General features: G+C 38.4%; 20 protein-coding genes. 9 read left to right on the top strand and 11 right to left on the bottom strand.

Annotation, left to right across the window (positions count from 1 at the left end; translation table 11 throughout):
* Nucleotides 1-34: 34 nt before the first annotated feature.
* The 7 genes from IEV85_RS08990 to IEV85_RS08960 all read right to left on the bottom strand — a co-directional run bounded on the left by IEV85_RS08990 (nucleotide 35) and on the right by IEV85_RS08960 (nucleotide 10,754).
* Nucleotides 35-2,368, bottom strand: coding sequence for a glycoside hydrolase family 127 protein (locus IEV85_RS08990; RefSeq protein ID WP_188462454.1), 2,334 nt, complete (start codon nucleotides 2,366-2,368; stop codon nucleotides 35-37).
* 200 nt (nucleotides 2,369-2,568) lie between these two features.
* On the bottom strand, nucleotides 2,569-4,188 hold the full coding sequence (locus tag IEV85_RS08985; RefSeq protein WP_188462452.1) for a sodium:solute symporter: 1,620 nt from the start codon (nucleotides 4,186-4,188) through the stop codon (nucleotides 2,569-2,571).
* A 3-nt stretch (nucleotides 4,189-4,191) separates the two neighbouring features.
* Nucleotides 4,192-4,848, bottom strand: coding sequence for a fructose-6-phosphate aldolase (gene fsa, locus IEV85_RS08980; protein ID WP_188462450.1), 657 nt, complete (start codon nucleotides 4,846-4,848; stop codon nucleotides 4,192-4,194).
* Nucleotides 4,845-6,878 carry a transketolase family protein gene (locus IEV85_RS08975; protein ID WP_188462448.1) on the bottom strand — a complete coding sequence of 678 codons (2,034 nt, stop codon included), beginning with the start codon at nucleotides 6,876-6,878 and terminating at the stop codon, nucleotides 4,845-4,847. Before IEV85_RS08975 ends, fsa begins: the two co-directional genes overlap by 4 nt.
* Nucleotides 6,878-8,374: an L-arabinose isomerase gene (araA, locus tag IEV85_RS08970; RefSeq protein ID WP_188462446.1), complete on the bottom strand. Its 1,497-nt coding sequence runs from the start codon at nucleotides 8,372-8,374 to the stop codon at nucleotides 6,878-6,880. The genes IEV85_RS08975 and araA overlap by 1 nt, the downstream gene beginning before the upstream one ends.
* 8 nt (nucleotides 8,375-8,382) lie before the next feature.
* Entirely contained in the window at nucleotides 8,383-9,084 is a 702-nt protein-coding gene (locus IEV85_RS08965) for an L-ribulose-5-phosphate 4-epimerase (RefSeq protein WP_188462444.1), read from the bottom strand.
* A 5-nt stretch (nucleotides 9,085-9,089) separates the two neighbouring features.
* Nucleotides 9,090-10,754, bottom strand: coding sequence for a ribulokinase (locus IEV85_RS08960; protein ID WP_188462442.1), 1,665 nt, complete (start codon nucleotides 10,752-10,754; stop codon nucleotides 9,090-9,092).
* A gap of 175 nt (nucleotides 10,755-10,929) precedes the next feature.
* On the opposite strand from IEV85_RS08960, the gene IEV85_RS08955 reads away from it, so the two are divergent.
* Together IEV85_RS08955 and IEV85_RS08950 are read left to right on the top strand one after the other, a co-directional pair.
* Nucleotides 10,930-11,646 (top strand): NrtR DNA-binding winged helix domain-containing protein, encoded by a 717-nt coding sequence (locus tag IEV85_RS08955; RefSeq protein WP_188462440.1) that lies wholly within the window; start codon nucleotides 10,930-10,932, stop codon nucleotides 11,644-11,646.
* A gap of 9 nt (nucleotides 11,647-11,655) precedes the next feature.
* The gene (locus tag IEV85_RS08950) at nucleotides 11,656-12,309 is read left to right on the top strand and encodes an HAD family hydrolase (RefSeq protein WP_188462438.1); all 654 of its coding nucleotides are present in this window, start codon (nucleotides 11,656-11,658) and stop codon (nucleotides 12,307-12,309) included.
* Here the strand turns inward: IEV85_RS08950 and IEV85_RS08945 are convergent.
* The 4 genes from IEV85_RS08945 to tilS form a co-directional block, all read right to left on the bottom strand.
* Nucleotides 12,301-12,519: a VF530 family DNA-binding protein gene (locus IEV85_RS08945; RefSeq protein WP_188462901.1), complete on the bottom strand. Its 219-nt coding sequence runs from the start codon at nucleotides 12,517-12,519 to the stop codon at nucleotides 12,301-12,303. The two genes, IEV85_RS08950 and IEV85_RS08945, sit on opposite strands and share 9 nt — an antisense overlap.
* 85 nt (nucleotides 12,520-12,604) lie before the next feature.
* Entirely contained in the window at nucleotides 12,605-13,525 is a 921-nt protein-coding gene (mdh, locus tag IEV85_RS08940) for a malate dehydrogenase (RefSeq protein WP_188462436.1), read from the bottom strand.
* A 109-nt stretch (nucleotides 13,526-13,634) separates the two neighbouring features.
* Nucleotides 13,635-14,165 (bottom strand): cyclic nucleotide-binding domain-containing protein, encoded by a 531-nt coding sequence (locus IEV85_RS08935; RefSeq protein WP_188462434.1) that lies wholly within the window; start codon nucleotides 14,163-14,165, stop codon nucleotides 13,635-13,637.
* A 54-nt stretch (nucleotides 14,166-14,219) separates the two neighbouring features.
* Complete coding sequence (gene tilS / locus IEV85_RS08930; RefSeq protein WP_188462432.1) at nucleotides 14,220-15,560, bottom strand: tRNA lysidine(34) synthetase TilS; 1,341 nt, start codon at nucleotides 15,558-15,560, stop codon at nucleotides 14,220-14,222.
* Between the two features lie 64 nt (nucleotides 15,561-15,624).
* Between tilS and IEV85_RS08925 the strand changes: the two genes are divergently transcribed.
* The 7 genes from IEV85_RS08925 to recN all read left to right on the top strand — a co-directional run bounded on the left by IEV85_RS08925 (nucleotide 15,625) and on the right by recN (nucleotide 23,100).
* Nucleotides 15,625-17,253, top strand: a complete 1,629-nt coding sequence (locus tag IEV85_RS08925) for an OstA-like protein (protein WP_188462430.1) — start codon at nucleotides 15,625-15,627, stop codon at nucleotides 17,251-17,253.
* A 143-nt stretch (nucleotides 17,254-17,396) separates the two neighbouring features.
* On the top strand, nucleotides 17,397-18,053 hold the full coding sequence (locus IEV85_RS08920; RefSeq protein WP_188462428.1) for a T9SS type A sorting domain-containing protein: 657 nt from the start codon (nucleotides 17,397-17,399) through the stop codon (nucleotides 18,051-18,053).
* A gap of 63 nt (nucleotides 18,054-18,116) precedes the next feature.
* The gene (locus IEV85_RS08915; RefSeq protein ID WP_188462426.1) at nucleotides 18,117-18,959 is read left to right on the top strand and encodes an outer membrane protein assembly factor BamD; all 843 of its coding nucleotides are present in this window, start codon (nucleotides 18,117-18,119) and stop codon (nucleotides 18,957-18,959) included.
* A gap of 6 nt (nucleotides 18,960-18,965) precedes the next feature.
* Complete coding sequence (locus IEV85_RS08910) at nucleotides 18,966-19,277, top strand: DNA-directed RNA polymerase subunit omega (protein WP_188462424.1); 312 nt, start codon at nucleotides 18,966-18,968, stop codon at nucleotides 19,275-19,277.
* 11 nt (nucleotides 19,278-19,288) lie between these two features.
* The gene (gene coaBC, locus IEV85_RS08905; RefSeq protein ID WP_188462422.1) at nucleotides 19,289-20,482 is read left to right on the top strand and encodes a bifunctional phosphopantothenoylcysteine decarboxylase/phosphopantothenate--cysteine ligase CoaBC; all 1,194 of its coding nucleotides are present in this window, start codon (nucleotides 19,289-19,291) and stop codon (nucleotides 20,480-20,482) included.
* The gene (gene porD / locus IEV85_RS08900; protein ID WP_188462419.1) at nucleotides 20,483-21,379 is read left to right on the top strand and encodes a type IX secretion system protein PorD; all 897 of its coding nucleotides are present in this window, start codon (nucleotides 20,483-20,485) and stop codon (nucleotides 21,377-21,379) included.
* Between the two features lie 68 nt (nucleotides 21,380-21,447).
* Nucleotides 21,448-23,100 (top strand): DNA repair protein RecN, encoded by a 1,653-nt coding sequence (recN, locus tag IEV85_RS08895; RefSeq protein WP_188462417.1) that lies wholly within the window; start codon nucleotides 21,448-21,450, stop codon nucleotides 23,098-23,100.
* The last annotated feature ends 400 nt before the right edge of the window (nucleotides 23,101-23,500 follow it).

The raw sequence follows: 23,500 nt of genomic DNA, 5'->3' as shown, positions 1-23,500 counted from the left end.
CCAATTGATTAGAATTCCGGCAAAATAGAGAAAATTAGTTATCTGTTAACAACCGTATATCGAAAATGCGAGGCATTCTTGCCTGATCAACTGACCGGAAGGATACTTCATACCGTCCTGATTTAGAAGAATGTGGCCATTTAATTTTAAACAGTTCTTCTCCTCCGGAAGCCTCAAATCTTTTCAATAGTTCACCATTTACCAATACATCAAAAGATTCTCCTTTTCTGGCCATAATTCCTATCTGAAAATAGCTGGCTTTCTGACTCGGGTCTCTTAATTCATAAGAAAACCAACCAGTTCCGCTACGCCAGTATTTTTCCTCACTATAGCCCATAAAAGTTTCTTCACCTTTAAAAAAGTGATCCGCTTCCGGTTGTTGCTCTCCCGGTTTTACATAATCTACAGTTATTGCTTTTAAAGCTAACCTTTCCGACTCTTCCTCCTTCATTTCAGCTTGCATTTTTTCCAGCCCCAGGGAGTCTGTCACCGGCCAGTACATCATATAGCGTGCTTCATGAATTTGATAGAATGGAACAAGTGAAAGATTACTATATTCTGGCGCATAATATTTACCTTCCAGAGAATATTGCAAAGGAGCCACGGAATCAAGCTTTGTTAATGACTCATCATCACCTACTAAAACCGGGGCCAGGTTGATTGGATAAAAATCACCATCAGCTACATGTCCCATCCGGCTGTCATCTGCCCAAAGTCCATCCAGATCAGTGGTATCAGTAATAGAAGCCATTAAAATAGGCCCATGCATATAGGCAGCCCAATTACTACCATCAGGTAAATACTCCAATCTGGTATCCATAGGTAGGTCTATTGTAATTTTGTCTCCGCTATTCCAATTCCTGGTAATAAGGTAGTAGCCATCGGCTTGTTTATTATTGATGAGTTTGTCATTCACCTTAATAGTAGCTTCTCTATTGAGCCATTCCGGTTTTCTCACCTTAAAAGTAAACTCTGAGGGGTCTTTTATTTCTTTTATTGTAAGTGCTATTCTTTCTGAAAGAGGAAAATCTGTTACCTGCTCTAATAGAATACCTCTGTCTTTCCATTCCAAAACAGATGGAATAAATAAATTAACCAGGATATCATTTCCCTGATGGGCGTAGATCATCTCCCCATATTTGGTGTGGTTTTCAAGCCCTGAGCCCACACAGCACCACATTCCCTGATGAGGTTGAGAGTAGACACGGTAATGCCTGGGTCTTGCAGGAGTAAAATACACAAAGCCACCATCTGGGTGTTGAGATGAAAGGATATGATTGTACAGTCCGCGCTCATAATAGTTCATATACCTGGTTTCTCCCTCCTCCAAAAAAAGAAGATGGGAAAGCCTGAGCATATTGTAAGTATTGCAAGTTTCCGGCCCCTGCTCAGAGCTTATCATAGATGAAAAATCATCGCTGTTGTGGAAATGCTCCCGAACACTATTACCTCCGAAGGCTACTGTTCTATTATTTACTACCGTATTCCAAAAGAATGAAGCAGCTTTATTCCACTGTATTGAGGAGTCTAAAGCTGCTATGCGTTCGTAACCTATCACCTTTGGGATTTGCGTGTTGGCATGCATACCGGTAAGTGAATCTTCCTCTTTCATTAAAGGATTGAGCAGTAATCGGTGTGAGAGCTTTTTAGCCATTGTTAAATATTTTTGCTCACCTGTTTCAGCATATAAATCGGCAAACACTTCATTTAAACCACCATGCTCACTTTTAAGCATTTGCTGAAGCTGGTCTTCACTTAATGATTCTGTTGTATCCAGCCACCAATCGGACAGGTTTTTCCAAAGGATCAAAGCCTTCTCATTTCCTGCATATAAATAGGCATCTCTCAAACCTGCAAAAATCTTATGAATATTGTAGAGAGGAACCCAGCCACCATTCAATGAAAAATAATCTGCATTAATATTACCATTCGCTATTTCACTCCAAATCCTATCACTTTGAGGCACACCTCCTACATAACCATTTCCATTAGCCCGCTGACACTTCTCCAGCCAATCTACCATGTAGTTAAGGCGCTCTAACATTTGCTCATTACCCGTTGCCGCATACATCATTGACAAAGCTGAAAGATAATGCCCCCCAATGTGGCCATTTAATCCATCTCCCTCCCAATTGCCATAATTTACTTTTACAGGTGCTAATCCCGCCTGAGTAAGATAAGGTGCCAGCAACCTGTCCACATCCATTTCCTGAATGTACTGCAAATCTGTTTGCTGAGCCTCGTAAAAAGGGCCAGGCAGCAACTCAACCTGACTTAAATGGAAAGGTTGAATCGCTGCTTTTTCCTGTGTTGCAGGCTGACAGGCCCAGGCAAATATTGACAATATAAAAATGACTTTAAACCTCATATTTCATTTGTTTAATTTCATTAAAACCACCATTGGCCTTAAATCCACTTTATAAGTGTATAAGAATTTTCAGGAGCAAGCGGCTCCTGCTTAAACTCAGGATGTACCTTTCCATCTCTTATCAGGTAGACTGGAAAAAACTTCTAAAACGACATTTCAAAACTTTATGTAGTTTAAGAGTATACACATCCTTCTACATTTTATTTACCGTTGAAAAAGATCATTACCGCTACTACAATGGCTATAATAAGGACAGATGCCACAATATCTTTCCAGTTATAACTCATCTTATTTTCTCTGATATCCTCCTCAGATAAGGTACCGTAGGTTAAGCCGGAAATTTTTACCGGATCAGGTTTTTCAGAAATTAAGCTGATAACTATGGTAAAGACAATACAAATCAGGAAGAACCACGCTCCAAAGGTAAGGAAGTTCACGCTACCTATAGTGTGTAATACAGAACCAGGAGTTAAACTACTTTGAACCAATTCCAGCACTATTCTAAGAGCACCCACAATAAAACCAACTACCAGTGTAAGATACGCTGCCTTGGCATTAATTCGTTTATAGAAGATACCTAATAAAAATACTGCAGTGATAGGTGGTGCTATGTAGGCCTGAACTTTTTGTAAATATTCATATAAAACGCCTGATATATTCTGCATAATAGGAATCCATAATATCCCTAAAACTACCACTACAAGAGTAGCAATTCTTCCTGTAGTTACCAGTTTCTTCTCTGAAGCCTCCGGCCTCATTTTCTTGTAAATATCCACAGTAAATAAGGTAGAACATGAATTGAAAACAGAAGCTAAAGAACTCATTAGCGCAGCCAATAAACCTGCCGCTACCAAACCTCTTAAACCTGAGGGCAACAAATTACTCATTAATACAGGAAAAGCCTGATCAGGGGTATCCCAGTTTAAAAGGCCTTTTTGCTTTAAGGTTAAAGCTATTATACCCGGAACCAGGAATAAAAACACCGGTAATAATTTCAAAAATGCTCCAAAAATAGCTCCTCTTCTACCTGCCTTAATATTTTTAGCGGTTAATGTTCTTTGAACAATGTACTGATCGGTACACCAATACCATACACCCACGATTGTACTGGTTATCAGCAAGCTGGGCCAAGGAAAGTCAGGATCTGTGGTAGGACGCCACATATTGAAATATTCAGGACCTAAAGTGGCTTTCATTTCACCCCAGCCACCCACATATTCAAGGCCTATAAAAGTAAGTGCTGCGGCTCCAAATACGAGTACTATTGCCTGCAAAGTTTCGGTATACACCACGGCACGCATTCCTCCAAATATGGTATAAATGCCAGTTAAAACAACTGTTGCAATGGCACCCACCCAAAAATTAATACCTAAAAGAGCCGAAACAACCACTCCTCCAGCGTAAATGGTTACTGAAATCTTGGTCAATATATAAGCTACCAGAGAAACTACTGATAAAAACCATCTTGATTTTGCACTAAAGCGCTTTTCAAGGAATTCAGGCATCGTAAAAACGCCACTCCGGGCATAGAAAGGAAGAAAAACCCATCCTAAAATCAGCACCACCCATGCTTGAATTTCATAAATTAACATAGGTATTTTATCCCCTGCACCTGCTCCGGCCAGACCTACCACATGTTCCGAACCAATATTAGAAGCAAATATAGATGCCCCTACTACAAACCAACCAACATTTCTGCCTGCAAGAAAGTAATCTTCTGTATTTTCATTCTTCTTAAAGATTACCCAAAGTGCCACACCAAAAAGAATGGCAAAATAGATGGTAATAAATACCCAATCTAAAGTATCTAGCTGCTTCATATGTTAACTATTTGATTTTTTATGATCCTCCAGGAATTTAGCCAGTCCGCTATCTGTTAAAGGATGTTTTAGTAAGCCGGTGATTACGTTCAATGGGCATGTTACTACATCAGCTCCTGCTTCTGCGCACTGAATTAAATGCATGGTATGCCTTACTGAAGCTGCCAAAACTTCAGTTTCGTAACCGTAATTCTGATAAATCTGAATAATTTGCTCTATTAAAGCCATTCCATCGTGCGAAATATCATCTAAACGGCCAATAAATGGGGACACATAACTGGCACCGGCTTTGGCCGCTAAAAGTGCCTGACCTGCACTAAAAATCAACGTACAATTGGTTCGGATGCCCTCAGCAGTAAATTGCTTAATAGCTTTTATCCCCTCTCTGATCATCGGCACTTTTACAACTATCTTATCATCCAGTTTGGCCAATTCCCTACCTTCCTTCATAATGCCTTCGTAATCGGTAGCTATGACCTCTGCACTTACATTGGCTTCTACGATATCACAAATTGCTTTATAATGTGCCGTAACATTTTCAGCTCCTGCAATACCTTCTTTTGCCATTAAAGAAGGATTGGTGGTTACTCCATCCAAAACACCTAATTCATAGGCTTCTTTAATATCTTTTAGGTTAGCTGTATCAATAAAAAACTTCATAGATTTAATTTTTTGTGAAAGATTTTAACTTTTTTGTAAATTTCTTCTGCTGTAAAACCGAACTTCTGATCCAGTACTTCTGCCGGTGCCGAATAGCCGAAATGATCTAATCCGATGACTTCGCCATTCCAACCTACCAGAGATTCTAAAGTGGCAGGCAAACCTGCAGTAAGACCAATGAAAAATTTCCCGGAGTTTAATACACTTTTCTGGTAGTTCTGCGACTGACTTCTGAAGAGTCCTTCGGAGGGAACTGAAACTATATCAACAGAGATTCCGTCTTTTTCCAGCAGTTCGCTTGCTTCAAAGAGTGTGCTTACTTCGGAACCATTACCTAAAAGAATAATTTTGGCATCCTGTCCCTCCTTCACCACATATGCTCCTTTTTTTGCTCCTTGCGCCTGTGTATACCTATCCTCATGTGGCAAATCTTTAATTGCCTGACGCGATAAGATCAATCCGGTAGGTGTAAAGGTGTTTTCCAATGCCATTTGCCATGCTACTGTAGTTTCATGTGCATCGGCAGGACGAATGGCTAAAAAACTTTTATTACCGGAATGATTTTTAAGTTTCTCCATCAGCCTGATCTGGGCCTCCTGCTCAATAGGTTGATGAGTCGGGCCGTCTTCCCCTACGCGGAAGGCATCATGGGTCCACAAATAAATAACCGGCAGTTCCATTAAAGCAGAAAGTCTGAGTGCAGGCTTTTGGTAATCTGAGAATATGAAAAAAGTACCTACAACCGGAATGACACCTCCATGCAAAGCCATTCCATTAGCCAATGCGGCCATAGAAAACTCTGCTACACCCGCCTGAAGAAAATGCCCACTGTAATCATGGTATTTGAAGGAAGTGGTTTTCTTAAGAAAGCCATCCGTTTTATCACTATTGCTTAAATCTGCCGAAGCAACAATCAGGTTTTCTACGTTATCTGCTAATTCGGCTAATACAACAGATGAAGCATCTCTGGAAGCTGAGTTAGCTTTTTGAATGATAGTAGAGTAATCAATAGGTGGGGTTTTACCACTGAGGAAAAGATCCAGTTTATTAACTAAGTCAGGATTATCTTTTCTCCATGTTAGCTCTTCCTCTTTTTTAGAGGCCGCCTCTTTCCTCTTACGCTCCAAAATAGATTGATAATACTCTGTAACTTCCTGAGGTACTAAAAACGGATTCTTAGAGTCAGCACCTAAATTAACAAGTGTTTTCTCAAATGAAGCCCCTGTTTTGCCCACAGGTTTACCATGAAGTTCAACAGCTCCTTCAAAAGATTTACCTTCACCATCTACACAACCTTTTCCCATAATAGTCTTTCCTATTATCAGAACAGGTTTTTCTTGCTCATCCTGAGCTTCCTTTAAGGCTTTTCTGATTGCATCATGGTTGTGCCCATCTATAGTAAGCACTTTCCATCCCCATGCTTCATACTTCATGGCGGTATTCTCGCTGGTTACATCTGCCGTTACGGTAGAGAGCTGCACATCATTGGAATCAAAAAACATGACCAGGTTATTAAGTCCCAGAAATCCGGCTATTCTCCCCACTCCCTGTGATATTTCTTCCTGTATACCTCCATCGGAAATGTAAGTATAAATAGTATGATCCAACCATGAACCAAAGCGCTGTACAAGAAATTTGGCTGCAATAGCGGCACCAATTCCCATGGCATGTCCCTGGCCTAAAGGACCAGAGGTGTTCTCAATACCTCTGTCTTTATCTACTTCAGGATGACCCGGAGTACTTGAGCCCCATTGTCTGAAGTTCTCCAGATCATATTTACTATACTTGCCTAAAAGATGAAGTTGACTGTAAAGCATGGCAGATAAATGACCGGGGTCAAGAAAGAAACGATCTCTGTTATGCCAGTTCATATCATCCGGATCAAACTTTAAAAATTCTGAATACAAAATATGCATAAAGTCGGCTCCACCCATTGGGCCGCCCGGGTGTCCGGATTGTGCTTTTTCTACCATCGCAATTGATAAATAGCGAATAGTATCAGCACTTCTTAAATCAATATTTTTTTCCATCACAGTTTATTTTGAAAAAGTTGATAATACACTTCATTCCACTTTAAAGTCTCTTTAAAACCTCTTATTGTAGTATCACTATCAATGATTAAGGTCTCTATGCCGGCCATTTCAGCGAAATCTTCAAATACTTCCGTGGGAAGCGATTTGCTAAAAACCGTATGATGCGCACCTCCGCCATAAATCCATGCCGATGCAGCCACTTTTAGGTTTGGTTTTGTATCCCACAGTACTCTGGCTACCGGTAAATTGGGTAAATCGTGAGGAGGGGTTACCGCTTCTACTTCATTAATCAACAACCTGAATCGGTTTCCCATATCAATCAATGAAACATTCACGGCAGGGCCTGATGCCACATTAAACACTAACCTTGCGGGGTCATCCTTGCCGCCAATTGATAGCGGATGGATTTCGCAAGTAGGCTTGTCTGAGGCAATAGATGGGCAGATCTCAAGCATGTGAGAACCCAAAACCCTTGCCTTATCTTTTCCAAAGTCATAGGTGTAATCTTCCATGAAAGAAGTACCACCTGCTAAACCTTGTTCCATTACCTTGGAGGCACGCAACAGTGCAGCTGTTTTCCAATCACCTTCAGCTCCAAAACCATAACCTGCTTCCATTAACCTTTGAGTAGCTATTCCGGGTAATTGAGGGAAACCATGTAAATCTTCAAAAGTATCCGTGTAGGCTTCAAAACCTCCCTCTTCTAAAAAGGCTTTTAAGCCAATTTCTATCTTAGCTGCATCCCTGAGGTTTTTATGAGAAAGCACAGACTTATCAATAGTATAGGAGTCAGCATATACTTTTACTAAATCATCTATTTGCTTTTCCGTTACTTTATCAAGGTATTTCACCACATCTCCTATTCCATACCCATTCACAGAGAAGCCAAACCTCATTTGCGCTTCCACCTTATCGCCTTCGGTTACAGCCACCTGACGCATATTATCGCCAATTCTGGCTACTTTCAATGTCTGGAAAGTATACCATCCGGCTGCAGCCCTTGTCCAAAACCCAAGTTCCTTCACCGCTTCTTTGTCTTTCCAATGGCCTACAATTACTTTCCTGTTTTTGCGCAGTCGGGTCATCATAAACCCGAACTCCCTGTCTCCATGTGCAGATTGATTCTCATTCATGAAATCCATGTCAATCTCTCCCCACGGAATTTCATCATTATATTGTGTATGAAAATGGGCAATGGGTTTTTGCAGTAACTGTAAACCTTTAATCCACATTTTAGCAGGTGAGAAAGTATGCATCCATACCACCATTCCAATGCAGTTTTCCTGGGTATTAGCTTGCTGACATATTGCATAAATCTCATCAGGAGTAGTGGAAAGCCCTTTATAAACTATTTTTACAGGAATATCTTCACTTCCATCCAATGCATTGGCAATCTCTTTGGAATGGTTGGCTACATTTTTCAGGGTTTCTTCGCCATAAAGATGCTGGCTACCTGTTACAAACCAAACCTCATAATTTTTAATATCTCTCATTTTAATAATTAATTTTGACCGTAGTATGAATTTTTACCGTGTTTTCTATCGTAATGCTTTTTAATTAAAGCATCTTTTAATCGTGGTGCCTTTGGGTTGATTTGCAGACTGATGTAAGCCATCTTTGCCAATTCTTCCAGGACTTTACTGTTGTACACTGCCTTTTGAGCATTCTTTCCCCAGGTAAAAGGGCCGTGGTTGCCTATCAGCACCATTTCCACCTCCTGGTAAGAAAGCTTTTTATCATTAAAGCAATCTAAAATCTGCTGGCCTGTATTATGCTCATAATCACCTTGAATGAGTTCATCCTTCATAGGTGGTGCACAAGGAATATCCTCTGTAAGGTGATCTGCATGAGTGGTTCCCATAATCGGAATATCCATTTGTGACTGTGCCCAGGCAACAGAATAGGTGGCATGTGTATGTGAAATGCCTCCTATTTCAATCCAGTTTTTATAAAGGAAAGAATGCGTTTTAGTGTCAGAGGAGGGTCTCATCTTTCCTTCAAGCACATTGTTATCAAAATCAAGGATAACAATATCATCTTCTTTCAAAATCTCATAAGGTACACCACTTGGTTTAATGGCAAATACTCCTTTTCTCCTGTCTACACAACTCACATTTCCGAAAGTATATATCACTAAATCCAGCTTGGGAAGCATCATATTGGCTTCATAGCACTCCTTTTTTAAAGCTTTATATTCTGACATTTCTATTATTTTTCAATTGTTGATTTTTCGATGTAGGCACCAAAAGACTGATACTTTTTAAATTGTTTTTTATAGTGAACAACATGCTCTTTAACAGGAAGATATATTCTATCAAAACCATTCCCCATCTTTTCCGAAGCTATTGATACAGAAGGGTAAATACCCGAGGCTACGGCAGCATACATGGCTGCTCCTAAAGCGGGTGCCTGTTCAGAAACAGCTATTTGGATTGGACGATCGAGCACATCCGCTAACGTTTGCATTATGAATGCAGATTTTTTAGCTACTCCTCCTATCCCAACTACAGATTTTATCTGTACACCTTCCTCTTCAAAGCGGTTGATAATTTCCTTTGCCCCATAGCAGATCGCTTCTACCAAAGCTCTGAAAATCAACGGAGCTTTAGTACCCAGGCTGAGGTTCATAATAGCGCCACGAAGTGCCTGATTAGCATCAGGAGTACGTCTTCCATTCACCCAGTCAAGCGCCAGCGGTGCATTCTCTGATAAAGGAGTTTTTTCAGCTGCTTCAGAAAGATCTGCAATCATCCTGTCCTTGAAAAGCTCAACTTGCTCTACAGTAATAGGCAAATCTGTATCTGGCAGTCTGTTGAGTGGCCATGAAAGCAAATCAACATACCATGCCAGTAAGTCTCCAAAAGCAGACTGCCCAGCTTCCAAACCAACCATACCGGGAATTACTGATCCATCTACCTGTCCGCAAATTCCCTTCACGGTATTTTTACCTATAATATCAGAAGAGCTTACAATGATATCGCAAGTGGAAGTACCCATTACCCTCACCAAAGTATTCTCTTTTACTTCAGCCCCTACAGCCCCTGCATGAGCATCAAAAGTACCTACTGCCACAATACAATCGGTAGATAAGCCTAATCTCTCAGCCCATTCACTATTTAAATTACCTGCCGGCAAATCTGAAGTATAGGTGTCTTTATATAAGTTCTTCTTCACGCTTACCAGATAAGGATCTAAAGCTTCAAAGAATGCATCTTCCGGTAAACCTCCCCAGCTCTCGTGCCATAATGCTTTATGACCGGCTGCACATCTGCTTCTTCGGAATTGCTCAAGATTATCTTCTCCTACCAGTAAATAGGTCATGTAATCACAATGCTCCATCCAAGAATAAGCAGCATTTTTCACCTGTTCATCTTCCCTGCTAATGTGCAGGATTTTGGCCCAAAACCACTCTGAAGAATAAATACCGCCTACATACTGCATATAATCAGGCCCATTCCATTCACCAGCCAATTTGTTCATTTCTTCTGCTTCCTTAATGGCAGTATGGTCTTTCCAAAGCACCATCATGGCATTAGGGTTTTCTTCAAAACCCGGTTGTAAGGCCAGTGCCTCTCCTGATTTGGTTACCGGAAGTGGAGAAGACCCTGTGGTATCTATACAAATGCCCTTTACAAGACTTGCGTCTATTCCGGAATCTTCCAATACTCCTTTTATAGTATTCTCAGTGCCTTCTATATGATCCAGTGGATGCTGACGAAAACGATTGCATTCAGGATCACAAAATTTCTTATTCTTCCATCTTTTATACCAACTTACACGGCTAGCCAACGTGCTCCCGTTATCGGTATCCACCAGCACTGCCCGAACTGAATCAGTACCGAAATCTAAACCTATAACATATCTCTTACTCATGTTTTTCAATAATTTGAGGTATTTAAATCACTTATATCCAACTGATTTTCAAACCATTAATCCATTTTTATTTCATTTATCGTCAATATGACGTTTAATATTAATCGTCAATATAACAGTTCTTTATTTTTATTTAAAATATCGCTCGTTATTTTTACAAAAAAATTTAATGTTTATGCCGGAAGTCAAAAATTCTGCAGTGAGCAGTAGTTACAAAAACAAAGAAGCTATTCTACTGGCTGTAGATTGCATTATATTTGGTTTTGACCATGAAGGCCTTAAGCTTCTGATATTTAAAAGAGAGTTTGAGCCCTTGGCTGGGCACTGGTCATTAATCGGTTCTTTTGTGAATAAAAATGAGGATGTTGAAGATGCCGCTTATAAAGTGCTAAAGGAAACTACCGGACTGGAATCACTTTTTGTTGAACAGCTACATGCTTTTGGTAGAATTAACAGAGACAAAGGCGACCGTGTGGTTTCTATAGCTTACTGGAGCCTGATTAAGTTAAATGAGGAAAACCGTAACCTTAATGTAGCCAATCACGAAGCACATTGGGTTGATTTCAAAGAAGTGCCTGAACTGATTCTCGATCATAACGAGATGGTTGCAATGGCTCTGACAACATTGCGGGAAAGGGCTCGTTTCAGACCCATTGGCTTTGAGCTACTGCCTGATAAATTTACGCTTCCCCAGTTATTAAATCTGTATGAAGCTATTTATCAAACTAAATTTGATGACCGAAACTTCAGAAGAAAGATTCTTAAAACCGGTTTGCTCATTAAACTCAACGAAAAAGATAAGTCTACCTCTAAACGAGGAGCCCTTTTATACAAATTTGATTACCAACAGTATGATAAACTATCGAAAGATGGTTATTTATTCGAATTATAAAATTACAATATGCACAAAAAAATAGGATTACTTTTCGATATGGATGGCGTAATTGCCCATACCAATCCTCATCATAAAACAGTTATAAAAGACTTTTGCAAAAAATATGATATAGATGTAACTGATGAATTTCTTGAAAAAAAGGTTTATGGCAGAACCAACAAAGAGTGGATTCCGGAAGTTTTTGGAGATATCCCGGAAACTAAAATTGAAAGTCTGGCAGACGAAAAGGAATCACTTTTCAGAGAGCAATATAAGCCGGATTTAAAACCGGTAGACGGCTTGCTTCCTTTTCTGGAGGCTATGCAAGCGGCTGATGTGCCTATGGTAGTGGGTACTTCTGCGCCTTATGAAAATGCTGATTTCATATTAAGTGGCTTACATATCAAAGATTATTTTACTGCCATACTAAGTTCCGCTGATGTAACCATTGGCAAACCTCACCCGGATATTTATTTAAAAGCTGCCAAAGCTATTAATCTGGAAGCAAACAGCTGCGTAGTTTTGGAAGATTCACTTGCCGGAGTGGAAGCAGGAAAAGCTGCCGGAGCCAAAGTAATTGGCATTACTACTACGCACTCTGAGAAAGAGTTGAGTGATTGTGATTTGGTGATTTCAGATTTCAAAAACCTGAGGTATTCAGATATTAAAGCTTTATTTTAAGCTTTTGAGATATAATCTTTCTACTTTTTCCCGAGCCCAGGGCGTTTTTCTTAAAAAAGTAAGGCTCGATTTAATAGAGGGATTGGTATTAAAGCTGTTGATTCTTATCCTATCGCCTAACTCATCCCAGCCATATAACTCTACTAAATGTTCTAAGATGGCTTTGAGCGTTACGCCATGCAGTGGATTGTTGGGTTGATGTTCAGGCATCATGTTATTAGTTAGATTAAGAAAATGAAAAGCACCTTTTTGAAGGTGCTTTCATTATTCTCTATGCTTTTATTAGAGCAGTTAATTATAGTAAATCATTGGTTTTGCGAACTGCATCAGCACTTTCAGTCAATTTAGACTTCTCAGCATCATCCAATTCAATTTCAACAATTTCCTCAACACCATTTCTACCGATAATGGCAGGAGCTCCAATGCAGATATCTTTCAATCCGTACTGCCCCTCAAGGAAAACGGAACAAGGAAACATTTTTTTGCTGTCCAATGCAATAGCCTGTACCATAGCAGATACAGCTGCACCCGGAGCATACCATGCTGAAGTTCCTAACAGTTTAGTTAAAGTAGCACCTCCAACTTTAGTTTCTTCCTTTACATATTCTAATTTATCATTGTCTAAAAACTTAGAAACAGGTACACTATTTCTGGTAGCCAATCTTGTCAAAGGAATCATTCCCGTATCGCTGTGTCCGCCAATTACCATACCATCAACATCAGATGCAGGACAGCCTAAAGCCTCAGACAGTCTGTATTTGAAACGCGCTGAATCCAAAGCACCACCCATTCCAATAATTCTGTTCTTTGGCAAACCTGTTGCTTTATGAGTAAGATAAGTCATTGTGTCCATCGGGTTAGATACTACAATAACAATTACATTTGGGGAATGCTTAATTAAGTTTTCGGCTACTGACTTAACAATACCTGCATTGGTAGAAATCAGTTCTTCACGCGTCATCCCTGGTTTTCTTGGAATACCCGATGTGATAACAGCTACATCGCTATCAGCTGATTTTGAGTAATCGTTGGTTACTCCTGTTATTTTTGTATCAAAGCCATTTAAAGAAGCCGTTTGCATTAAATCCATGGCTTTACCTTCGGCAAAACCTTCTTTAATATCCACTAAAACTACTTCTGAAGCAAAATTTTTAATTGCTATGTATTCTGCACAACTGGCTCCTACAGCGCCTGCTCCTACTACGGTAACTTTCATTTGATTTATTTTATAGATTAAACAATATTAATTTCTGATTTTAAAATTACAAAAGATAAATTCTTGTTTGAATACTCTCTATCTTTTTTAAATACTTTATTTATACTAATTAGGTTATTTTACCATATACATGTCCTAAATCGAAAAAGCCGAAATTTGTTTTATAGGTAGTAAATAGCCTGCCCATATAATCATTTTGTTGCTTTAAATAGGATTCCAGCATTTTAGCTTTTATTTTAGGATAGTGCTCAAATATCTCAAAAATATTCACCTGCGGAATTACATAAATCTCAGCTTTCTCACTAGAAACGATTGCATTATAAATTCGTTGAGCATCCGGTACCAGTACATTGTCCCCAAAAGATTTCCCCTCTCTTAAATGCCCGAGGTTTTCAAAGCGCTCTTTAATATCTAATGTCAAATTTATTTGTCCTTCATCCAGCAGGTAAAGCGCATGACTGGGATCACCTCTAAAAAAAACTACTTCATTCTCTTTATAGATTCTCAAATGCATAAATGGAATAAAATGAGACAGTTGCTCAAAAGTTAACTGCTCAAACAATGTTATTTTCTTCAAAAACCTGAATAGCGCCAGTTCTTTATTACTGTAAGATTTTTTAAAAGGATTAAGTAGTTTCATTACTATAAATTATAGATGTATCAATAAATTAAGAACCGGTTTTGTTATCAAATTTTAATCAATTTCTTTGTACTCCACTTTTAAAACCTCTCCCCCCTTAGGAGAAATTTTAAATTTATCTGAGATCCTATGGTTAACTAACCACGCAATTTCATCTCCTGATAGTAAAACAATTTGTTTCTCCTTATCCGGCAGGGAAATTTTTTCATCAATTAGAAAATCGCTTACCTTCTTTTTGCCTTTCATCCCTAAGGGTTGAAACTTATCCCCCTCTGCCCATTTACGTATAAAAACCGGCTTCTCAAGGACTTTTGCATCCAGGAAAGCGATATTTGGCTCTTGTGAAAAATCAACTTCTTCTCTGTAACATAATCTCCAGCCCAAAGAAAACTCATTTCCACCTATTTTGCCACTCAGTTTACCTTCATTATCTTTTATTTCATATGTTTTACCTATGCTCTCATCAGGAGACTGCGTAAATACTATTAATTTGTCCCGATCCGCCACCAGGCAATAAGAATCGTTCTGTAGCCGGGCACCTGAGTTGTTAAAGGAAAAAGCTTGTAAGTGTTGCAGGGAAAAACCAAATGGCTTCAATATCTCCGCCAAATAAACCCTTCCAAACTTCAACTCAAGCAATCTTTTTTCAATAAAAACCTGCTCATTTTGCACTTGAACATACTGAGATTTAAGATGATTAACTTTATCTTCAAAAGCATCCTCTGCAGCTCTTAATTTTAATGAAGTATCACCAAACACTGAAAATAAATTTGGATTCTGATCAAGCAACCTTGGCACAACATGGTGTCTGATTTCATTTCTCCTGTAGTTATCAGATTGATTGGAAACATCTTCTCTCCAGGTTAAATTTTCTACTTCTGCAAATTTTTTAATACTGACTTTATCTGCAAAAAGCAGTGGTCTGGCTATTTTAGCATGCATAGGCAAAATACCTCTTACACCTTTAATACCTGTTCCTCTGCTAAGGTTCAATAGCACTGTTTCAAAAGAGTCTTCAGCATGATGAGCCGTAAGTAAAAAATCGTATCCCTTCTCATCCATTATTTCTTCAAACCATTGATAGCGCAAACTTCTCGCCTGCATTTGAGTAGATTCTCCCCCTTTGGTTTCATCTTTCAGAATTTCCACTTTCCGAATATGGCAATCAACCGAGTATTTCTCAGCTAATTTTTCAACAAATGCCTGATCTTTTTCAGAATCCTCTCCTCTTAGCTGGAAATTCATGTGAGCTAAAGCAAATGAGTAACCGGTTTTGAATAAAAGGTGTGCTAAAACAACAGAATCAACTCCTCCACTTATAGCAAGAAGTAATTTACTTTGCTTTGAAAACAGTTTTTCTTTGCTGATAAAATCTAAAAATGAATCAGTAAGCATAATTCTTTGTTAGAATTTGTAGTTTTGCACAGATTTTGCTCATAGAGCAAGCAAAAGTAAAAGTATGAAGTTCCAGCGAATAATATTCTTAAGCCTGCTATTAATCTCAACATTTTCTCTTTACGGCCAACGGAATGGTGTAAAGTATGGATCTGAAGGATATTCTGAAGTAGTGAACAGAGGAGCCGACAGATTTACCCGCCTGGTTAAAAATGTATGGTTTGATATTAAAGAAAAAGACACTTATATAACAGGAGATTCTGCCTTGTACTATGACAAGCAGGGAATAATGATCGTGTTTGGTGATGTAAGAATTAAAAAAGGCGACTCGGTAAATATTACAGCACATCGGTTGAATTATTACATGAAGGACAATAAAGCGGAGTTGAGAAATAATGTAGTTTATAATGACAATCGCATAAGACTTACCACCAATTACCTGGACTATTTTACCAATTCCGAGGATGCAAGATTTTACAATGGTGGAACTATTGTGGATGGGGAGACTACCCTGAAAGCACAAGATGCCTTTGTAATTAATGCAGAAAATCTCATTAAGTTTTATGAAGATGTTTCCTTAAAAAGCCCGGAGTATGATCTGGAAACAGATACGCTATTCTATGACCAAATCACGAAAATAGCCACCACTTTTGGACCTACCCAAACAATTATGCAAGATGGAGAAATAATTGATGCGGAAGAAGGCGGCCGTTTTTATACTGATAGCAAACAAGTAAACTACATTGATGGAAAAATCACCACAGAGAATTACGAAATATTTGGTGACGACCTGTTTTTTGATGATATCAGACAGGAATCCCGCGCAAAAGGAAACGTAAGGGTGATTTCTGAAGAGGATAATATTATTATACTGGGAGATATTGCCACCACTAAAAAAGATTCGGGAATTACTAAAATTTGGGGCAACCCTGTAATGAAGCAATTGGTGGAAGGTGACACTTTGTACATGACCGCTGATACGCTTATATCAATTGATTCCAAAATTGATTCATTAAGCAGGCTACTGGCTTACAAGAATGTAAAGATTTTTAAAACTGACATGCAGGGTGTAGCGGATTCAATGGCTTACATGATGTCAGACTCTGTCATTTTTCTCTACCGTGATCCCATATTGTGGAATGACGGGAATCAGCTTACTGCTGATACAATCTCTATGGAAATGAAAAATGGTAAATTGAATAAAATGCACATGAAGAACCGTGCTTTTACGGTCAACAAGGATACCATTTCCAATTATAATCAAATTAAAGGCAGGGACATGACCGCCTTTTTCAAAGATGACCAAATGGACAGGATTATGGTGTATGGCAATGGTGAAAGCATTTATTTTGCACTGGATGAAAAAACCAACACCGTTACAGGTATGAATAAGATTTTATGCAGTAACATGAAAATTCAATTTGTGGACGGCCAGATGAATGACATTACCTTCTATAAAGATCCTGAAGGGAAGTTTATCCCGCCTCATGAAATTAGTGAGCCGGAAACCAGATTAAAAGATTTTAAGTGGCAGATTGACCGGAAGCCTGACCTGAATGAAGTTTTAGGTAAATATGCACCAAAACCAGTAACTACGGAAGAAGAAGTAGTTCAAGACTCATTGAAAAAAACAAAACCTGAATCAACTCAACTAAAAAAAGAGCTAAAAAACAGGGCGCAAAACGAAAATTAAAATAAATTATTATATTTCTTCAAAGATTTTATTAAAAATAACTAGACATTCCAATAACTTTATTATATTTTTACTGTATAAAACAGTATTTCATCCAGATGATATAAATGAAGTTATTGATTACCATATGTTTAACCTTTGTAATGAGCTCTTTAGCGCTGTCACAGGATTTTGCAGTGGAAAATCTTAAAAAATCACTCTCAGTAGCCCATCAGAAGGAAGTCACCAGTGCTTTTTACATCAAAAATTTTACTAATACCACCAAATCATTTCAGGTAAGCATTAACCGAAACTTGTTGCAGAGTGGAAGCACAGTAAGAATTTGCCAGGGTGGCATCTGCTATGATGAATCTTTCAGAATAGCCGTTTCCCCGGAAAGCACATCAAAAGAAATACAAATTCAGTTTATAGGTGGGCTTTCCAGCTTTAAAAGTTCGTTAATTATTGAAGTGAAAGACCTTGAGAAGTCGAGTATTTTTACTCAGGAGATTTATGCAGAGGTTACCAGCCAGAAAAATGATGACATTCTTTACCAAAAAGATGATATCAAAATAAGCAACTTCTACCCCAACCCTGCAATAGAAGCTGCCAGCCTTGAATACAGTATCAATTCCAATGAACGCAATGCTAAAATCATCTTACAAAATGTTTTAGGAAGCATTGTTGAAGAATATCCTTTAGATCCCAGAGAGAATAAATTAAGGCTGTTAACGGAAAAAATGAGCCCCGGAATTTATTTTTATACACTCTTCATTCGTGATGAAGGCTTAGCTACAAGAAAATTAATTGTTAAAAAATAACAGCCCTTCCAATCTTTGCTGAAGCTAAACGTTACAAATAAAATTGTTCATTCCACAAAACAAATGTATCTTTGCACCCTTATGCATATTTTGAAAAAGAATATACTCATAGTTGGCTTTTTTATGGTCGCGTTAAGCGCCTGCAGTGATTTTAGGAAAATTCAGAAAAGTGACGATTGGGAGAAAAAATATAATGCTGCTATTAAATATTACGAAGAAGAAGAGTATTATAAATCCTCTATTCTATTTGAGCAGATTCTACCGATTATAAAGGGTTCTGAAAAAGCTGAAAAAGCGAATTTCCTTTATGGCTATACTTATTATTATCAGGGCCAGTATTTGTTGGCATCTCATTACTTCAAAACTTTTTACGATACTTACAATAGAAGTGAATTCGCAGAAGAAGCCAGATTTATGCATGGATATGCTCTTTACAGGGATTCACCTCGCTATAATTTAGAGCAAACCAGTACCAAGCAGGCTATAGTAGCACTACAAAGTTTTATTAACCGGTTTCCTCAGTCAGAGTTTGTACCCAAAGCTACCTCTGCATTGAATGATCTACAGGTAAAGCTTGAAAAGAAAGCATATGAAAAGTGCTTGCTTTACTATAAGCTGAAAAAGTATCAAACCGGTGAATACCTAAAAGCTGCTTTGGTAGCATTTGATAACTTTCAGGATGACTACCCTGATTCAAAATACGTAGAAGAAATAAGATTTTTAGAAATTGAAGCCACTTATAAGTTGGCTGAAGTGAGTATTTTCTCTAAGAAAAAGGAACGTTATTCAGAAGCAATCCGTTTTTACGAGGACTTTATTGAAACCTATGAAAATAGCGAGTATTTAAAGAAAGCAGAAAAAATTTACGAGAATTCATTAGAAGAACTTAGAAGTTTAAACATTTAATATAATATGGCAAATCCATCAATTACCACAAGAAGTACTGAAGAGTTAGTTAAAGAAACAGGTAATATCTATGAAACAGTAGCTGTAGTTTCTAAAAGAGCCAGACAGATTTCAAGCAACATGAAAGAAGAATTGAGCAATAAGTTAGCTGAATTTGCTTCTACTGTTGACAATTTGGAAGAGATTTTTGAAAACCGTGAGCAAATAGAAATTTCTAAATTCTATGAGAGAATGCCAAAGCCAACCATTTTGGCAATGGAAGAGTTTCTTGAAGAAAAACTTTATTACAGAAAAAGAGATCAGGAAGAAAATTCATAATCGTCTCTCACTTGCTTAAAGGTAAGAAAATAATTTTAGGTATAACGGGTAGTATTGCGGCTTATAAAGCTGCAACACTTACCCGTTTGTTGGTTAAGGAGGGTGCTGAAGTTCAGATCATTATGTCTGATGCTGCCAAAGAGTTTATTACTCCCCTTACACTAAGCACTCTTTCTCAAAAGCCTGTTCTTTCTGACTTTGTAAAGGACAAAACAGGCACCTGGAATAATCATGTGGAATTAGGACTGTGGGCCGATCTTATCATCATAGCTCCCGCAAGTGCCAATACCTTGGCTAAGTGTGCCAATGGTATTTGCGATAATTTATTATTAGCCACCTATCTTTCTGCAAAATGTCCTGTAATCTTTGCACCTGCCATGGATCTGGACATGTACGCCCACCCTACTACTGCTGAAAATCTAAAAAAATTGCAATCATACAGTAATCAGATTTTAGAAGCTGCATCCGGTGAATTAGCCAGCGGGCTGGAAGGCAAAGGTAGAATGCAAGAGCCGGAAGAAATTCTTATTTTCGTTCAAAAGCATTTCAATCAAAGCAAACCATTTGCAGGTAAGAAAATATTAATTACCGCAGGTCCCACTTATGAGGCTATTGACCCTGTAAGATTTATAGGCAACCATTCGTCCGGCAAAATGGGTTATGCGATTGCACGATCATTTGCCGATCAGGGCGCAGAAGTAACCCTGATTTCAGGACCTTCTAAACTAGAGCCGCCTTCAGTGGTGAAGGAATTTATTAAAGTTACTTCCGCAAAGGAAATGCTGGAAGCTTGCGAAAAGCGTTTTCCTCATACAGATATTGGCGTAATGGCTGCAGCTGTAGCTGATTACAGACCAAAAACAGTGGCAACAGAAAAAATTAAAAAAGAGGAAAAATCAATGGCTTTGGAAATGGAGAAAACCACTGACATTGCCAAAACTCTTGGAAAAATAAAAGCACCACATCAGTTACTTATTGGCTTTGCCCTGGAAACCAATAATGAAGAAGCCAACGCTCAGCAAAAATTGCGAAATAAAAACTTCGATCTCATCGTTCTTAACAGTCTGAATGATGAAGGCTCCGGTTTTAACCATGACACCAATCAGGTGAAGATTTTTGATAAAAATGGTTTAAGGCATCAATCAGAACTGGAGGCCAAAACCAAAATTGCTGAACTGATACTGGAACAAATAGCCCAACTGTAAATGAAGAAGCTCTTATTCTGTTTATTGATATGCCTGCCAGCGCTGACGCTTAGTGCTCAGGATCTATTTTTTGAAGTAAAAGTAGATGTCACCACCGCCAATACTTCAGAAACAAGGGTGTTTACCAATATGGAAAATTCCTTCCGCCAGTTTTTTAATGAAAGAAAATGGATGGATAATGAAATTGACCTGTTTGAGAGAGTTAAGTCAGTTTTTGTGGTGAATATTACCGGAATTCCCAGAACAGGCCGTTATGAAGCACAGGCTCAGATTCAGTCTGTAAGACCTGTCTACGGAAGTGCGTACGAGTCGGTAATGATAAACCTGGCCGACAGAAACCTCAGGTTTGATTATACGGAATCTCAGCCGATGGTGTATACCCCCAACAGCTTTAATGACAACCTGGTTAGCATCATGGCTTTTTATGCGAACCTGATTTTAGGTTTGGATTTTGACAGCTTTTCCGAATTAGGTGGTCAGCCTTATTATGATGAAGCCTTAAATATTGCGCGTTCAGCTCAACAGCAAAATCTTGGAGTAGGCTGGGAACAGTTTGGTAACCAGGAAAGCCGCTATGCATTAATTCAGTCTATTTTAAATACACAACTGGAGCCTGTAAGAAGAGGGCTTTACCTGTATTACAGAAAAGGATTGGATGTGATGCAGGAAGATCCGGATGCAGCAAGAGAATCCATTTTAGAAGCATTAAAGAATATTCAAAAAGCCAACAAGCTGAACCCTAATTCGCCATTCATCACTGTATTGATACAAAGTAAGTCGGATGAGATTGTTTCCATCTTCACAGAAGGAGATTTACAGGTACGAAGACAAGCCTACGAAATTATGCGGGAAATAGCCCCTGCGAATTCAGAGAAGTATGAAGTGATGATAAAATAGCAGACATTATTTACTTCCTTTATTTTTTCAGTAAATTTGATGCTGAACTCTAAAACATACGCACAAGTATGCTGCAAAAGCTTTTAATCAAAAATTACGCTTTAATAAAAGAACTGGATATTACGCCTTCAGCCGGGTTGAACACTATTACAGGTGAAACCGGGGCCGGTAAATCTATTATGCTGGGTGCAGTGGGGCTATTAATAGGCAAAAGAGCTGATACTAAAGTGCTCTATGAAGAGGATAAAAAATGCGTGGTAGAGGGTATTTTCCGCATCGAAGATTACTCCCTGAAATCATTTTTTGAATCAGAGGAATTAGATTATGAAGCGGAATGTGTTATCAGAAGGGAAATAAGTGCCAGCGGAAAATCAAGAGCTTTTGTAAACGATACGCCCGTTACCTTGGATGTGTTGAAAAATCTGGGAAATTACCTGATGGATATTCACTCTCAGCATGAAACCCTGCTTCTGGGTGATCAGGACTTTCAGTTACAATTAATTGATGCTTATGGCCAAACTCAGTCACTTTTAGAGGAGTATCAGGCAATCTACTCACAATATTCCACTGCCAAAAAAGAGCTCAAAAAATTTACAGAAGCTTCTGCTGATTTAAAGCAGGAAAAAGATTACCACCAGTTTCTGTTTGAGGAATTGGAAAAAGCCCAGCTAAAACCTAATGAACAGGAAGAGTTGGAGCACTCACTCGAAATTTTGGAAAATGGAGAGTTCATTCAGCAAAAACTGGCAGAGGCTTATGGTGCGTTAGATCAATCGGAATTTGCAGTAAATGTAATAATGCACGAGGCCGTGGAAGCGCTAAAAACCTTGCAGAACTTCAGCCCTGCCTATAAAGAATTGTATGAAAGACTCAACAGTGCTTTTATAGAAGCCCAGGATATCGCCAAGGAACTGGAAATTGAAAATAACCAGTTTGAACATGATCCTGCACAACTGAAGTACACTCAGGACAGGCTTAGCTTAATTTACCAGCTTCAACAAAAGCATAAAACTGACAGTATTACAGAATTGCTGAAAATTAAAGATGAACTGGAAGAAAAATTGTTAGCTGCTGAAAATGCAGATGGCGATTTAGAATCCCTTCAACTTAAGTTAAAAGAAGTAACCAGGCAATTGAATGATACAGCTTCAAAATTAAGTAAAAGTCGTTCAAAACATTTTGCTCAATTAGAGAAAGAGTTAAAAGAACTACTCAGTGACCTTGGCATGACAGATGCCACCATCAATATCACCAACAATAAAAAGGAAGCAGATAAAACAGGGGTTGATGACATCAAAATTCTCTTCAGCGCCAATAAAGGAATTAGCCCTCAGCCACTCAAAAATGTAGCTTCAGGTGGAGAATTCTCTCGTTTGATGTTTGCTCTGAAGTATATAATGGCTGATAAAATCGCCCTGCCTACCATCATCTTTGATGAAATTGACACTGGTATTTCAGGAGAGATTGCCATTAAGATGGTGCACATGATGCAGAGAATGGCTGCCAGCCATCAGGTAATTACCATTAGCCACCTTCCACAAATAGCGGCTAAAGGAAAGCACCATTATTTTGTATACAAAGACAACTCAGCAGATAAATCGGTGAGTAAGGTGAAGTTGCTTTCTGAAGAAGAAAGATCACTGGAAATAGCTAAAATGATTGGTGGCGATAAACCAAGTGAATCGGCCATTCAGAGTGCCAGGGAGTTGTTGTCAAATTAATTACGTTGGCTAGTTAGCAAGTTGTTCGGTACCATTAATATTATTCGATCAGAAAACACCACTGTAGACCCTTCCAAGGCGACAACTCTCATTGAAACCGTAGAAAACATTACTCTTCATTTCTTTTAATTTCTAATAATTAATTAAAAAAAATGAGATTACAAAGAAATCTCTACCCACTTACTTAGATAACAAAGACAAGTTAATTTAGTAAGACAACCTTCCTTCTCTAATAGTAGAAGGATTAAAGTGGTAGATTTATAACATAACCTACACTTTATTGGTAACATGATTGGCGAGGACAGGCCAAGTAAACTGGTTATTCAAAATGCAAAAGAGTATTAATTAATTAATTAGATAAATTTTAATTTCAAAAACGCCAAAGTATCTATAAACTTAT

This window comes from Marivirga lumbricoides, assembly GCF_014636295.1.
GTDB lineage: Bacteria > Bacteroidota > Bacteroidia > Cytophagales > Cyclobacteriaceae > Marivirga > Marivirga lumbricoides.
The sequence above is the reverse complement of the archived record's forward strand: the minus strand, read 5'-3'. Positions and strand labels throughout refer to the sequence as shown.